Annotated in this window: 12 protein-coding genes; 4 read left to right on the plus strand and 8 right to left on the minus strand. The window is 51.6% G+C overall.

The annotated features are described in order from the left end of the window. Window positions 1–79 precede the first annotated feature (79 nt). Entirely contained in the window at window positions 80–793 is a 714-nt protein-coding gene (ydiV, locus tag J4650_RS01450) for an anti-FlhDC factor YdiV (RefSeq protein WP_000562003.1), read from the plus strand. A gap of 61 nt (window positions 794–854) precedes the next feature. Next, window positions 855–2,297 carry a protein adenylyltransferase SelO gene (gene selO, locus J4650_RS01455; protein ID WP_000175682.1) on the plus strand — a complete coding sequence of 481 codons (1,443 nt, stop codon included), beginning with the start codon at window positions 855–857 and terminating at the stop codon, window positions 2,295–2,297. A 34-nt stretch (window positions 2,298–2,331) separates the two neighbouring features. Here selO and hemP read toward each other — a convergent pair whose 3' ends face one another. From hemP to ppsR, 3 genes are all read right to left on the minus strand, one after another. Next, on the minus strand, window positions 2,332–2,523 hold the full coding sequence (gene hemP, locus J4650_RS01460; RefSeq protein WP_000089115.1) for a hemin uptake protein HemP: 192 nt from the start codon (window positions 2,521–2,523) through the stop codon (window positions 2,332–2,334). Between the two features lie 156 nt (window positions 2,524–2,679). Beyond that, window positions 2,680–3,726: a 3-deoxy-7-phosphoheptulonate synthase AroH gene (gene aroH / locus J4650_RS01465; protein ID WP_001082194.1), complete on the minus strand. Its 1,047-nt coding sequence runs from the start codon at window positions 3,724–3,726 to the stop codon at window positions 2,680–2,682. Between the two features lie 155 nt (window positions 3,727–3,881). Continuing rightward, window positions 3,882–4,715, minus strand: coding sequence for a posphoenolpyruvate synthetase regulatory kinase/phosphorylase PpsR (gene ppsR / locus J4650_RS01470; RefSeq protein WP_000370992.1), 834 nt, complete (start codon window positions 4,713–4,715; stop codon window positions 3,882–3,884). Window positions 4,716–5,051: 336 nt separating this feature from the next. On the opposite strand from ppsR, the gene ppsA reads away from it, so the two are divergent. Beyond that, complete coding sequence (gene ppsA, locus J4650_RS01475) at window positions 5,052–7,430, plus strand: phosphoenolpyruvate synthase (RefSeq protein WP_000069340.1); 2,379 nt, start codon at window positions 5,052–5,054, stop codon at window positions 7,428–7,430. Window positions 7,431–7,471: 41 nt separating this feature from the next. Here the strand turns inward: ppsA and fadK are convergent, their stop codons facing one another. From fadK to J4650_RS01500, 5 genes are all read right to left on the minus strand, one after another. Next, entirely contained in the window at window positions 7,472–9,112 is a 1,641-nt protein-coding gene (gene fadK / locus J4650_RS01480) for a medium-chain fatty-acid--CoA ligase (RefSeq protein ID WP_000117492.1), read from the minus strand. A 237-nt stretch (window positions 9,113–9,349) separates the two neighbouring features. Further along, a complete protein-coding gene (locus J4650_RS01485; protein WP_000093364.1) occupies window positions 9,350–9,643 on the minus strand; it encodes a ferredoxin family protein in 294 nt (97 codons plus the stop codon). Next, window positions 9,640–10,926: an FAD-dependent oxidoreductase gene (locus J4650_RS01490; RefSeq protein ID WP_001278555.1), complete on the minus strand. Its 1,287-nt coding sequence runs from the start codon at window positions 10,924–10,926 to the stop codon at window positions 9,640–9,642. The genes J4650_RS01485 and J4650_RS01490 overlap by 4 nt, the downstream gene beginning before the upstream one ends. 56 nt (window positions 10,927–10,982) lie before the next feature. After that, on the minus strand, window positions 10,983–11,918 hold the full coding sequence (locus J4650_RS01495) for an electron transfer flavoprotein subunit alpha (RefSeq protein WP_001015885.1): 936 nt from the start codon (window positions 11,916–11,918) through the stop codon (window positions 10,983–10,985). 21 nt (window positions 11,919–11,939) lie between these two features. Continuing rightward, a complete protein-coding gene (locus J4650_RS01500) occupies window positions 11,940–12,704 on the minus strand; it encodes an electron transfer flavoprotein (RefSeq protein ID WP_000692095.1) in 765 nt (254 codons plus the stop codon). Between the two features lie 462 nt (window positions 12,705–13,166). Here J4650_RS01500 and J4650_RS01505 point away from each other — a divergent pair, with 462 nt between their 5' ends. Beyond that, entirely contained in the window at window positions 13,167–14,057 is an 891-nt protein-coding gene (locus J4650_RS01505) for an AraC family transcriptional regulator (protein WP_023993754.1), read from the plus strand. Window positions 14,058–14,113 lie beyond the last annotated feature (56 nt).

Below are 14,113 nucleotides of genomic sequence, written 5' to 3' on the forward strand. Positions count from 1 at the left end.
AATTAGTATCTGAAGTTACGTCTGTTTCCGTCCGTAGTGACTGGATGGCGAATAGCGCCCTAACCATGGGACTGGCGTAATGATTGCTTCACTTGATGAGCTTTACCATTCCGAACTCTTTTTCCTTCCCGTCATGGATGAAAATGCTCGGCTTGTTGGTTTAGAGATTATTGCAACGTTTGCCGCTGAAGACGGCGCCGTGCGGATGCCGACTGAGTTGGTAGCGCCTCGTCTTTCGGTGGAGGAACAATACTGTCTGTTTGTTGAAAAACTGGCGTTGTTAGAAACCTGTCAGCACTTTTTTATTCAGCATAAACTTATTGCATGGCTTAATTTACCGCCTGCAATTAGTGACTTATTATTATTAGATAGCGAACTTTTTTCCCGGGCAGCGCGCTTTCCGTTTCTTGAATTAGCTATAAATGAGAATTATCCTGGGTTAAACCAGGGCAAAAACAATGAAACGTTAGCTAATCTGGCAATGCATTTCCCATTAATGCTGGCAAATTTTGGGGCAGGCGAGGCGTCGACTAAAGCTATTTTCGATGGGCTTTTCAAACGAGTCATGTTGGATAAAAATTTTATTCAGCAGCGAGCTGAAATGATCTCATTCGAACCATTCATGCACGCTATTGTTGCCCAGATCTCCTCCAGCTGCGAGTCGCTGATGATTGCCGGTATTGATAATGAGGCGATGTTTTCGCGCGCAGCGCCATTGGGATTTAGCGCATTCCAGGGCGGACTATGGCCTCCGGTGCCGGTAAGCCAGCTCATTAAACTCGTTCAGCGATAACCTTTCTGTTTGCCGGTGTTTAACCGGTGATTAACCGTCTACACTGAAGACAGGAGGCCCTATGACCCTGTCTTTTACTGCCCGTTGGCGCGATGAACTGCCAGCAACGTATACCGCGCTTTTACCCACACCGTTAAAAAATGCGCGACTGATTTGGTATAACGACAAACTGGCGCAGCAGTTAGCAATTCCCGCGTCGTTATTTGACGCTACCAATGGCGCTGGCGTTTGGGGCGGCGAAACCTTATTACCCGGTATGTCGCCTGTCGCGCAGGTATATAGCGGGCATCAGTTCGGCGTCTGGGCGGGACAACTCGGCGACGGACGCGGTATTTTGCTGGGCGAACAGCTCCTGGCGGATGGCTCGACCCTCGACTGGCATCTGAAAGGCGCCGGATTAACACCCTATTCGCGAATGGGGGATGGACGCGCCGTCCTGCGTTCAACCATACGAGAAAGCCTTGCCAGCGAAGCCATGCATTATCTGGGTATTCCCACTACGCGCGCGTTATCTATCGTAGCCAGCGATACGCCGGTTCAGCGAGAGACGCAGGAAACGGGCGCGATGTTAATGCGTCTGGCGCAAAGTCATATGCGTTTTGGTCATTTCGAACATTTCTACTACCGCCGTGAGCCGGAAAAAGTTCAGCAACTGGCTGATTTCGCTATTCGTCATTACTGGCCGCAATGGCAGGATGTCCCGGAAAAATATGCTTTGTGGTTTGAAGAGGTGGCGGCGCGTACCGGAAGACTCATCGCCGAGTGGCAAACCGTCGGTTTTTCGCACGGCGTTATGAATACGGATAACATGTCGATTCTGGGGCTGACCATCGACTATGGTCCCTTTGGTTTTCTCGATGACTACGATCCCGGCTTCATTGGTAACCATTCCGATCATCAGGGACGTTACCGCTTCGATAATCAACCGTCGGTGGCGCTGTGGAATTTACAACGTCTGGCGCAGACGTTAACCCCTTTTATTGAGATCGACGCGTTAAACAGAGCGCTGGATCGCTACCAGGACGCGTTGTTAACGCACTATGGGCAGCGAATGCGCCAGAAGCTGGGCTTCTTTACCGAGCAAAAAGACGATAACGCTTTACTGAATGAATTATTTAGTCTGATGGCGCGCGAAGGGAGTGACTATACCCGTACATTTCGGATGTTAAGCCATACGGAGCAACAGAGCGCTTCCTCGCCGTTGCGGGATACGTTTATCGATCGCGCGGCGTTCGATGCCTGGTTCGACCGCTACCGGGCGCGATTGCGCACAGAGGCGGTGGATGACGCGCTGCGCCAGCAGCAGATGCAACGCGTGAATCCTGCGATTGTGTTGCGCAACTGGCTGGCGCAACGTGCGATAGATGCGGCTGAACAGGGAGACATGGCGGAACTGCATCGGTTGCATGAAGTTTTACGTCAACCTTTTACCGATCGAGATGATGACTATGCCAGCCGACCGCCGGAGTGGGGAAAGCGGCTGGAGGTCAGTTGTTCAAGTTAGCCTGATGCCAGCAGCATCGTCTGCTGGCGGAGCGTTATTTGGTTAACAGTAGTTTACCGGCCTGAGTTTTGCGCAACAGATACTCCTGACCGTTGTGATCGATAATGACTTTGCCGTCCGGACCTAATAGCGCCTGACTGTTGACGCGCCGTTCAGCGGCAGGGAGAAGCGTTTCATTGTCTATTTCCTTAGGGTGAGGCAGCTCGGTGTTATCCATACGCGACATGTTATTTATTAATAATCAAACTCACAATGATTATTATTATCAATAATTAATGCGATAACAGCAAGTGCTAATTCTGTGGAGTGATATACGCGCGGGGAGAGAAAAGGGCGGGTAACGCATCGAAGAAACGCCCATCCCGGCAGGATGGGCGAGCTATTAAAAGCGGCTGTCTACCGCTGCGGCCAGTTTTTCCAACAGAACTTCCGTATCTTCCCAGTTCAGGCAAGGATCGGTAATGGACTGACCATAGATTAATGGTTGGCCGCTGATAATTTTTTGCGTGCCTTCCCGTAAAAAACTCTCGGCCATAATCCCGGCAATTGCCGTGGAGCCATTACGAATCTGCTGGCAAATATCATCACATACGTCCAACTGGCGGCGATGCTGTTTTTGACAGTTGCCGTGGCTGAAGTCGACGACCAGATGTTCCGGCAGATCAAATTCATGCAACGTGTCGCAGGCGGCGGCAATATCTTCAGCGTGGTAGTTCGGTTTTTTACCGCCGCGCATGATGATGTGCCCATACGGGTTGCCACTCGTTTGGTAGATAGTCATCTGTCCGTCTTTATCCGGCGAGAGAAACATATGACTGGCGCGGGAGGCGCGAATAGCATCAACGGCAATGCGGGTATTGCCATCCGTACCATTTTTAAAGCCGACCGGACAAGAGAGCGCAGAAGCCATTTCCCGATGGATTTGGCTTTCGGTGGTACGCGCGCCAATCGCTCCCCAACTGATCAGATCGGCAATAAACTGGCCGGTGACCATATCAAGAAACTCTGTGGCGGTCGGTACTCCCAGTTCGTTCACCTGCAATAGCAAGCGACGCGCCAGTTCAAGCCCATAATTGACGCGGTAACTGCCATTCAAGTCGGGATCGGAAATCAGGCCTTTCCATCCCACGACGGTGCGCGGTTTTTCAAAATAGGTGCGCATGACGATCTCCAGACGCGCCTGATGCTTTTGGCGTTGTGCCTGGAGCTGCGTCGCGTATTCCATGGCAGCATTCAGATCGTGAATCGAACAGGGGCCAATGACGACCAGTAGCCGTGGATCTTCACCATTTAAAATCTTTTCTATCCGGCGTCGGGAGTCGGTAACGTGACTGGCGACGGAGGACGATACAGGATACCGCTGCGCGAGTTCGGTTGGTGTTACCAGGCTATCGATACGCGCAGTACGGAGTTCGTCGGTTCTGTTCATTACAAGTCTCAGAAATTTGTTGCTTCAACGGCAGGACTACCGGGAAGTGATGGGCATCACGATAAACCAATCCCTGCTGATTTCAAGTGCGAGGCGTGTCACACCTCGCAGGCAGAACGGCATGATAACAAAAACCAACCCATTAAACTAGTTTACTAGTACATCCTGCGGTTAAGCCCCATAATATCGAGAATCTTGGTGGCTATCTCTTCAACGGAATAATTGGTGCTGTTCAGGCAGGGGATCTGATTCTTACGATACAGCGCTTCGACCTCCGCCACTTCCATGCGGCACTGACGCAACGAGGCATAGCGACTGTTTTCACGGCGTTCTTCGCGAATTGCCGCCAGGCGTTCAGGGTCAATTGTCAGGCCGAACAGTTTATGTTGTAGCGGTTTTAACGATGTGGGCAGCGTCAAATTATCCATATCATCGGCGATGAAAGGGTAGTTAGCCGCACGAATACCGAATTGCATCGCCAGATAGAGGCTGGTGGGCGTTTTTCCACAGCGCGAAACGCCAAGTAAAATGACCTGAGCCTGATCGAGGTTGCGCAATGAAATGCCATCATCATGCGCCAGGGTATAATCGATAGCGGCAATACGGGCGTCATACTTGTTCAGGTTACCCGGATTAAGCCCATGAGTACGATGAGCGATCGGCGTCGGATCCAGTTTCATCTCCTGCTGAAGCGGCGCCACCAGCGCCTGGACGATATCCTGGCAGAAACCTTCGCTCTGTAAGATGATGGCGCGAATTTCAGGTAAAACAATCGAGTAAAACACCAGCGGGCGAACGCCGGTTTGCTGATAAATGGCGTCAATTTGGTCTTTGACGGCGCGGGCGCGACTTTCGTTTTCCACGAATGGCAGCGTGATGCTGCTGATCGTCACCGGAAACTGCGACATAACCGCGTGACCCAGGACCTCGGCGGTGATGGCGGTACCATCAGAAATATAGAAAACATGGCGATCAACAACATTATCCATTCTGTTCATCCTGAAGAGTAAACATAATTATCTGAAAGCATAAATTAAAAGTAACGGGAAACGTAGAACTTGTCGCTTATTTTATAAAATGACAGGGACTTTTTATAATTAATGAAAAGTGTGTTTCATTTCCTGGAAACGCAGTTTACACCGGGGGTGATTAAGGGAATGCCGTGCTATGCGCGGGTTTGCGCAACTACGTAAACAATCTGAAAAAATGAAAAAATAAATTTGCTTGAACGATTCACCGTTTTTTTCGCGGGTTTAAGTATGCCAGGATAAATACGCAACTATGTGTTTCTTAAACTCGTTCATTTATCACAAAAGGATTGTTCGATGTCCAACAATGGCTCGTCACCGCTGGTGCTTTGGTATAACCAACTCGGCATGAATGATGTAGACAGAGTTGGGGGCAAAAATGCCTCCCTGGGTGAAATGATTACTAACCTTTCCGGCATGGGCGTATCCGTTCCGAATGGTTTTGCAACCACTGCCGATGCGTTTAACCAGTTTTTGGATCAAAGCGGCGTAAACCAGCGCATTTATGAGCTGCTGGATAAGACAGATATTGATGATGTCTCCCAGCTGGCGAAAGCGGGCGCGCAGATCCGCCAGTGGATTATCGACACTCCTTTCCAGCCGGAGCTGGAAAACGCCATCCGCGATGCCTATGCGCAGCTTTCGTCGGATGATGAAAATGCCTCTTTTGCCGTGCGTTCCTCCGCCACGGCGGAAGATATGCCAGATGCTTCGTTTGCGGGCCAACAGGAAACGTTTCTTAACGTTCAGGGCTTCGACGCGGTGCTGGTGGCAGTGAAACACGTATTTGCTTCTCTGTTTAACGATCGCGCCATCTCTTATCGCGTTCACCAGGGATATGATCATCGCGGCGTAGCGCTTTCCGCTGGCGTGCAGCGGATGGTTCGCTCCGATCTCGCCTCGTCAGGGGTGATGTTCTCTATCGATACCGAATCCGGCTTTGACCAGGTGGTCTTTATCACCTCGGCATGGGGACTGGGTGAAATGGTGGTGCAGGGCGCGGTTAACCCGGATGAATTTTATGTCCATAAGCCAACCCTGGCGGCAGGCCGTCCGGCCATCGTACGCCGCACCATGGGGTCGAAAAAAATCCGCATGGTTTACGCCGCCACCCAGGAGCACGGTAAGCAAGTGAAGATTGAGGATGTGCCGCAGGAACAGCGCGACATTTTCTCGCTCACCAACGAAGAAGTGCAGGAACTGGCGAAACAAGCGGTGCAGATTGAGCAGCACTATGGTCGTCCGATGGATATCGAATGGGCGAAAGACGGTCATACCGGTAAGCTCTTTATTGTGCAGGCACGTCCGGAAACCGTGCGCTCTCGTGGCCAGGTGATGGAGCGTTATACGCTACATGCGCAGGGGAAAATCATTGCCGAAGGTCGCGCCATTGGGCATCGTATCGGCGCAGGTACGGTAAAAGTTATTCACGATATCGGCGAAATGAACCGTATTGAGCCTGGCGATGTGCTTGTCACCGATATGACCGACCCGGACTGGGAACCGATCATGAAAAAAGCGGCGGCGATTGTCACTAACCGTGGCGGGCGCACCTGTCACGCGGCGATTATCGCCCGCGAATTGGGCATTCCGGCGGTAGTCGGCTGCGGCGACGCCACCGAACGCATGAAAGATGGCGAAAAAGTAACCGTCTCCTGTGCGGAAGGTGATACCGGTTATGTGTATGCCGACATGCTGGATTTCAGCGTAAAAAGCTCCAGCGTAGATACCATGCCAGAGCTACCGCTGAAGGTCATGATGAACGTCGGCAACCCGGACAGGGCATTTGACTTTGCCTGCCTGCCGAATGAAGGCGTAGGTCTGGCGCGACTGGAATTCATCATTAACCGTATGATTGGCGTTCACCCGCGCGCGCTGCTGGAGTTTGACGACCAGGATGCCGCGCTGCAAAACGACATTCGTGAGATGATGAAAGGGTTTGACTCGCCGCGTGAATTTTACGTTGGTCGACTGACGGAAGGGATCGCGACGTTAGGCGCCGCCTTCTACCCGAAACGCGTCATCGTTCGCCTGTCTGACTTTAAGTCCAACGAATACGCCAACCTGGTCGGCGGCGAACGTTATGAGCCGCATGAAGAAAACCCGATGCTGGGCTTCCGCGGCGCGGGTCGTTACGTCGCAGAAAGTTTCCGCGATTGTTTTGCGCTGGAATGCGAAGCGGTGAAACGCGTGCGCAACGATATGGGCCTTACCAACGTCGAAATCATGATCCCGTTCGTGCGGACGGTCGACCAGGCGAAAGCGGTCATCGAAGAGCTGGCGCGCCAGGGGCTTAAACGCGGCGAGAACGGGCTGAAGATCATCATGATGTGCGAGATCCCGTCCAATGCCTTGCTGGCTGAACAGTTCCTCGAGTATTTTGATGGCTTCTCGATTGGTTCTAACGACATGACGCAGCTGGCGCTGGGGCTGGATCGCGATTCCGGCGTGGTGTCTGAACTGTTTGACGAGCGTAACGACGCGGTGAAAGCGCTGCTGTCGATGGCGATCCGCGCGGCGAAAAAACAGGGCAAATATGTTGGAATTTGTGGTCAGGGTCCGTCCGACCATGAAGACTTTGCCGCCTGGCTGATGGAAGAGGGGATCGACAGCCTGTCGCTGAACCCGGACACCGTGGTTCAGACCTGGCTGAGTCTGGCGGAACTGAAGAAGTAGTGTAATACCGGATGGCGGCGTTAACGTCGCCATCCGGCAATTTATACCGCAGTGTGCTCCTGGCGCAGCCGCTCAATAATATCCTGCCGCAACAGAAACTTCTGCACTTTGCCAGAGGCGGTTCTGGGCAGTTTTTCTACGATGACGATCCGTTCCGGATATTTATACTTCGCTACCCGTTTTCGACTGAAAAAAGCGATCACCTCTTCCAGCGTCAGCGAAAGGTGCGGCGGTTTTAAGACTACATACGCGCATGAACGTTCGCCTAAGCGTTCATCAGGCATAGCAACGACGCAAGCATCGTGTATGCGGGGGTGTTGCAATAAAATATCCTCCACCTCGCGACTGCTGATATTTTCACCTCCACGTATAATAATATCCTTTTTGCGCCCGGTAATTTTGATATAACCGTCTTCATCCATGCGGCAGAGGTCGCCGCTGTAATACCAGCCCTCATTATCCAGTGCGCGGGCGGTAAGTTCCGGCTCGTCCAGGTATCCCATAAAAACGTTCGGCCCGCGCGAGGCTTCTTCGCCTTCGTGGCCTGCTGGAAGCGTATTGCGATCTTCATCCACGATTTTAATTTCTACACCGGTGGCGGCATAACCATCGGTATTCATCATGCGTGAAGTCGAATCACCCAGATTAACCATCGAGTGTGGAGAACTTTCTGTAGAACCGTAAATACTCAATAATTTGATACCGCGCTGCTGGCAGTCGCGGGCAACCTTTTTGGGAATAGTCGTGCCGCCGCATAAGAAGAATCGCAGTGAGGAGAGGTCGGCAGGCTGTTGCTCAACGGCACAAAGCAGATCGTAAATAAACGGCGTCGCGCCTGACATACAGGTACAGCGTTGCTGCGCTAATAAGGTAAGGCAGGCTTCTGGGGTAAAGATGTCCAGCAATACGCTACGCGCCCCGATTAAAAAGGGCGCGGTGACGCCGTGTAAAAATCCGGTGGCGTGGCCCAGTGGCGCAGGCATCAGGAACACATCTTGCCAGGTTAAATTCAACCGCGCGCAATACGCCCGTTCGCTGGCAAGAATATTATTGTGGGTCAACATCACCCCTTTCGGCATTCCTTCTGTGCCGGAGGTAAACAGCACTGCCGCCAGCTCATCACCGTGAATGTTAATGTCTGACTGCAACGGTTCGCTGCGGTCGATGATTTGACTAAGCGCAAGCGCTGTGGTGGCAGGCGCCAGTTTATCCACGCCGACAATATGCGTCAGATGGCGCAGTTGATTTTGTAGCGGAAGGATAAGATCGACCGGACGATTCTGTTTGAACACGGTGGGGGCGAAGAATATTTTAGCCTGACATTTGTTCAGCACCCAAACCAGCTCTGCTTCTCGCCAGGCGGGAAGTAGCGGGACAGATACCGCGCCCGTTTTCAGGCAGGCCAGATAAATGAGGGTAAACTCACACCAGCCCGGAAGCTGAAAGGCCACGCGATCGCCCGGTTGAATCCCCTGAGACAGTAACCAGTTTGCCAGGCGGCTTGCCGCGCAGTCGAGCGCGGCGTAGGTCCAGGACGCGCCATGATTATCGACCACGGCGATTTTATCGGGTACGGCGCGTGCGGTTTGCCGCCAGTAGTCGCCCAGTGAAGCATCGCCCCAGTAGCCGGACTCGCGATAGGTTTTCCGCCGCGCGGCGTCAAACGTTAATGTAACACTCATTGACTTGTTCTCTATTAATACAAATGACGTAATCTCCGGGGGCAAGCCGAATAAGAGCCTATCCCATTAGGGCTATTTTACTTGCCATTTTAGACCTGGGCAGTGCTCAAAATCCTCACGTACTACGTGTACGCTCCGGTTTTTGCGCGCTGTCCGTGTCCAAACTGGCTGCGCCAATAACGCCTACTGGGATAGGCTCTAAGACGCCGTAGCGTCGTTATCCGGTGTTTCAGAGCGTCAGCCGTAGCGAAACTCAACGCCGAACGTTCCCGCCGGGTATTCCCATTTTTCGAGAAGAGTATTGCCGCAGAGAACCCTGCAGGTTCCGCATTCCAGGCAGCCCGCAGAGTCAAAATGAATATTTCCCGCATCGTCCAGCTTATAGAGTCCGGCAGGGCAGGCTTTTATTAATTTAGTAAACTCCTGCATGTCAGGCGAGGATCGCAAAATGATATGTGGGTGTCCTTCATCTACGTAAAATTTATTTACGCCCAATTTGACGTCAACATTCACCTTATTGTCCGAACTCATAATGCCGTAGCCCCTTTTATGCCGTCTTTTAATAGATTCACCAGTCCAATTTTTTTCGCATGTGACAGGATAGTTTTACGCAACGGTGGGACTGGACCGCCATCAACGGTGAACAGATCGCCCACAATGTTTGCCGCCATTCGCGGGTACTCGGTAAAAAGCCGTGGGTTTTCCATTAATCCGGGGAGTTTGCGGAAATGCCGCATATCGCGTAACACGCCGTTTTTCTCCAGCGCGCGTTTGTAACCGGCAAGACTCGCGGCGGAAAAATCTTGCCGCGCTTTAGCGTCAATGGCGGTTTGAGCGGCCGCTTGCGCGGACGCGATGGCTAAATCCATGCCGCGGACGGTATAGCCGAGATTCAGACAAAGACCGGCGGCGTCGCCGACAATCATCACACCGTCATTTGCCAGCTCCGGCATCATTGCTATGCCGCCTTCGGGCACCATATGAGCGGAGTATTCAAGCAGCGTTCCTCCCTGAATCAAAGGGCGTATTGCCGGATGCTGTTTAAAATCTTCCAGCATTTGCGGTACGCTTTTGGTCGCGTGAGCAATGTCGCCCAGGCCACATACCAGCCCCAGAGAAACCGAATCGCGGTTGGTATAAAGAAACCCGCCGCCCATGAGCCCGTTGGAGGGCGCGCCAGCGAATAACCAGGCGGCGCCTTCATGGGACGCCAGATTAAAGCGTTCTTCAATAAGTGCCGGCGAGAGCCCAATCAACTCTTTTACGCCGACGGCATAGTGATGCGCAGAAGAGGCAGGCACCATGTCCAGTGAACGGCCCAGCATGGAATTCACGCCGTCCGCGAGAATCACAATATTCGCATCCAGAATATCATCCCCGGCCTGAACGCCAGTGACGCGATTGCCTTCACGTACCAGTGCGTCGACCCGTACACCCGGGATAAACTGCGCGCCAGCCTGCTCCGCCTGCGCCATTAACCACGGGTCCAGTTTGTTGCGCAGTACGGTATATGACGTAAGGGGCGGAGTAGGGGGCGCGCGGTGAAAATCAAGTGTGACGGCGCTTTCTTCGGTTAAAAAGGAGATTTTTTCACGGGTAACGACACGTTCGATGGGGGCGGACGTTGCGAATCCCGGCATAATACTTTCGATACTGTGAGCGTAGAGCCGGCCACCGGTCATGTTTTTGCTGCCCGCGCTGTTTCCGCGTTCAATAACCAGTACATCCAGTCCCGCTTTTGCCATCACATACGCAGCGACCGTTCCTGCTACGCCTGCGCCCACCACAATAGCGTCAAATTTATCATCCGACATGCTTTATGCTCCTTTCCCGCCGTATCGACGACGGGAGATGTGCGTTGAAAAAGGAATTAGCGGCTTAACTGGTCGATGAGGGCAGGAACAACCTTATAGATATCGCCCACCAGACCATAATCGGCATAATTGAAAATGGGCGCGTTTTTATCTTTGTTAATTGCGACAATAATTTTTGCGCCGTTTCCACCCACCATATGTTGAATTTGGCCGGAAATGCCCAGCGTCAGATAGAGATCGGATTTCAACAGAACGCCGGATACGCCAATATAACGCTCGCGTTCCATCCAGTTTTCACCTTCCGCAATGGGGCGGGAACAGCCCACTTCTGCGCCGAGGACGGTCGCCAGTTTATGCACCATATCCAGATCGCTTTGCGCCGCCAGGCCTCGTCCTACGCCGATGACCCGTTTGGCTTTGCTCAAATCGACGCTGCTTAGCGATTTCGCGCGCCGCTGCTGGCACAATACCTCGTGGCGTGGGGCAATATATGCCAGCGTGGTCTGCGGGCAAGTATGACCGGGGAGAGGGGCGGCGGGTTCCAGCACGCCGGGTGCCAGCGTAATAATCGCCTGCGGACTGTTTAATTTCTCTTTGCCGAAAGCAAGTCCGCCGTACATGCGATGCTCTGCGTGTAGCGTCCCGTCGAGGAGGTCAATAGACGTCGCGTCGTTCACCATCATGGCGTCAAGCTGGATGCTCAGCCGGGCGCCAAGCGCTTTACAGCGCTTGGTCGCCGCCATGAGCAGCAGCCCATTTTGGTCGCCTAATAATGAGGCCAGCGTTTCGGCATAGTTTTCCACGCGCTGCAAATCCGTATGCGATTCAAGAACGACTATCTCATCAGCGCCAAGCGCTTTCACGTAGTCGATCTCCGTGTTTCCTTGCACGATGGCGTAAACTTTTTCTCCCCACTGCCGCGCGCCGGTCATTAATTCGGCATAACGCTCTACGTTATCGCTAAATACCCATACGTTAGCTAAATGATTCATGATAATTTTTCTCCGTTGGGTTTAGTTCAGGGATTTTTTCAAATGGTCGGCCAGTGCGGTAATGGCTTCCGGCGAATCGTTATCGAGAATGATATGCTTGCGTTCTGTCTGCGGCGGTACCGAGATGGCGACCAGTTCCGCCAGTGGCGTGGTTGGGGTCCAGTGGATATCGCTCGCCAGCCACGACGTAACGGCTTTTTTCCCGGCGCCGAGAATGGCTTTCATTGACGGGATGCGTGGAACGTTAATATCTGAGGTCACGCAAAGCACCGCGGGCAGCGTGAGCTCGATAATTTCAACGTCTTCTTCCAGTGTGCGTTCAACGATGATTTTGTCGCCGTCGCGTTGAATATGGCTTACTGCGTTGATGACGGGGAGTTTCAGGAGTTCGCCAGTCAGCAGGCCCACCTGTTGGGCATAAATATCGCCGGAGCCCTCTCCAAAGAGCAGCAGGTCAAAGCCGATTTTCTCCGCCGCGGATGCTAGCGCCAGCGCGGTTTCTTTGGGCAGGGCGTGCTCCAGCTGCGCATCCTGAACCATAAAAAGCGCATCTGGCCCGCGGGATAACACATCTTTGCGGACTTTTGAATTTTGTAACAGAGAGCCGCCGACGGTGAGCGCGGCGATCTCGTCGCCATCGCCAGCTAACTGCGCGGCGGCCTCAATTGCATTTAAATCAAACTGGCTGATTTTGGCCTCGGCACGATCAAAATTGAGCGAATGCTCCGGGGTCACGGTAATGTCCTGTTCTTCAGGCACCAACTTAAAGCAGGTTATTATTTTCATTGCATCTCCAGTGAGTCGCGTGCGGATAAGTAACGTAAATCTGACTGAAAATAGTCTGCGGCAGTCTGAAGAGGTTTTCGATGGGTCAATCTGTTTTCCTTGCCAACAATCTTGCACGAAAAATCTGCGAACAGAGAATCGTTAGCAACCATCTGAAAAGGGCGTCATAAAAATATAAATACGGTAGTGAGAATAATAAGTGCGAAGCATATCATCATTTTTTAACATGAAACGTGCGATGTTGTTTCTGTGAGGTTAAAAGAAAACATCAAAGATATGTCGGCTATGTATTTTTGTCTGATAATACGCTATCGACAGGTAATCTGAGCTGTCTGCAAAAGAACATAATATCTTGCATTCGGAACGAATAATCTTGTTTTGCTGGTAATCTCCACGGTTGTACAACACTGACGCTCGCTTTATTTTATCCTGGTTATCTTTTTAAACCTGACAGAGGTTATTATGTATCAGCGCTGTTTTGACTCCGCCGCGGAGACGATTTTTGAACAGGACAAGACCCCTCGATTTTCACGTTTTGTCATTAGCGATGATCCAAACTGGGAGTCTGGCCATCATATGCATGATAATGAAACAGAGCTTATTTACGTCAAAAAAGGGATAGCCAGGTTAATTATTGACTCTTCACTCTACGTCGCGCATGCGGACGATATTGTCGTCGTTGAGCGGGGGCGGCTACACGCTGTAGCATCCGACAGCAATTCGCCGGCTACCACCTATACCTGTGCGCTGTATGGGTTTTGTTTTCCAGGTTGGGAAGAAAACCAACTATTGCAGAGTCATTCCTGTCCGGTGGTTTCCGTGGTTCAGGGGAAAGAGGTCATTAAAAGTATCTTTAATGAATTAAGCGTGTTACTTCCGCAGGGGAAAAATGTATTGGCTTCCTCTGTATACGATGCATTTGCTTACACTCTGACCGCACTTTACTATGAAAATTTTAAAAACGCCTATCGTTCTGAACAAGGTTACATTAAAAAAGATGTATTAATTAAGGATGTACTTGTTTATCTCAATAATAATTATCGTGAGAAAATCACGCTTGACCAGCTATCGAAAAAATTTCGCGCCAGCGTCAGTTATATATGCCATGAATTTGCCAAGGAATATCATATATCCCCTATCAACTATGTTATTCAACGACGTATGACCGAGGCCAAGTTTGCGCTGACAAACACTGAGTCGCCACTGACAGAAATTTCATGGCGGGTAGGATATGAAAATGTGGACCATTTTGCCAAATTGTTTATGCGGCATGTAGGATGTTCTCCCAACGATTATCGTAAGCAATTTAAAAATAGCCTGGTTGAGCAGGCGTATTTGCTGCCAAATACCTGACGGCGAAATTTATCTGATTTATTCGGCCTGATGCCGTAAAGCAGTCAGGCCGAATA

The sequence above is a fragment of the Salmonella sp. 32120201201600049SM genome (assembly GCF_017572835.1).
GTDB classification, from domain to species: Bacteria; Pseudomonadota; Gammaproteobacteria; order Enterobacterales; family Enterobacteriaceae; genus Salmonella; species Salmonella enterica.

Bases quoted from the DNA above. Each gene is read 5' to 3' on its own strand.
- J4650_RS01500 (WP_000692095.1), bottom strand. From the start codon at position 12,704: ATGAAAATAATAACCTGCTTTAAGTTGGTGCCTGAAGAACAGGACATT.
- J4650_RS01495 (WP_001015885.1), bottom strand. From the start codon at position 11,918: ATGAATCATTTAGCTAACGTATGGGTATTTAGCGATAACGTAGAGCGT.
- hemP (WP_000089115.1), bottom strand. From the start codon at position 2,523: ATGTCGCGTATGGATAACACCGAGCTGCCTCACCCTAAGGAAATAGAC.
- ppsA (WP_000069340.1), top strand. From the start codon at position 5,052: ATGTCCAACAATGGCTCGTCACCGCTGGTGCTTTGGTATAACCAACTC.
- ydiV (WP_000562003.1), top strand. From the start codon at position 80: ATGATTGCTTCACTTGATGAGCTTTACCATTCCGAACTCTTTTTCCTT.
- fadK (WP_000117492.1), bottom strand. From the start codon at position 9,112: ATGAGTGTTACATTAACGTTTGACGCCGCGCGGCGGAAAACCTATCGC.
- selO (WP_000175682.1), top strand. From the start codon at position 855: ATGACCCTGTCTTTTACTGCCCGTTGGCGCGATGAACTGCCAGCAACG.
- ppsR (WP_000370992.1), bottom strand. From the start codon at position 4,715: ATGGATAATGTTGTTGATCGCCATGTTTTCTATATTTCTGATGGTACC.
- J4650_RS01490 (WP_001278555.1), bottom strand. From the start codon at position 10,926: ATGTCGGATGATAAATTTGACGCTATTGTGGTGGGCGCAGGCGTAGCA.
- J4650_RS01485 (WP_000093364.1), bottom strand. From the start codon at position 9,643: ATGAGTTCGGACAATAAGGTGAATGTTGACGTCAAATTGGGCGTAAAT.
- J4650_RS01505 (WP_023993754.1), top strand. From the start codon at position 13,167: ATGTATCAGCGCTGTTTTGACTCCGCCGCGGAGACGATTTTTGAACAG.
- aroH (WP_001082194.1), bottom strand. From the start codon at position 3,726: ATGAACAGAACCGACGAACTCCGTACTGCGCGTATCGATAGCCTGGTA.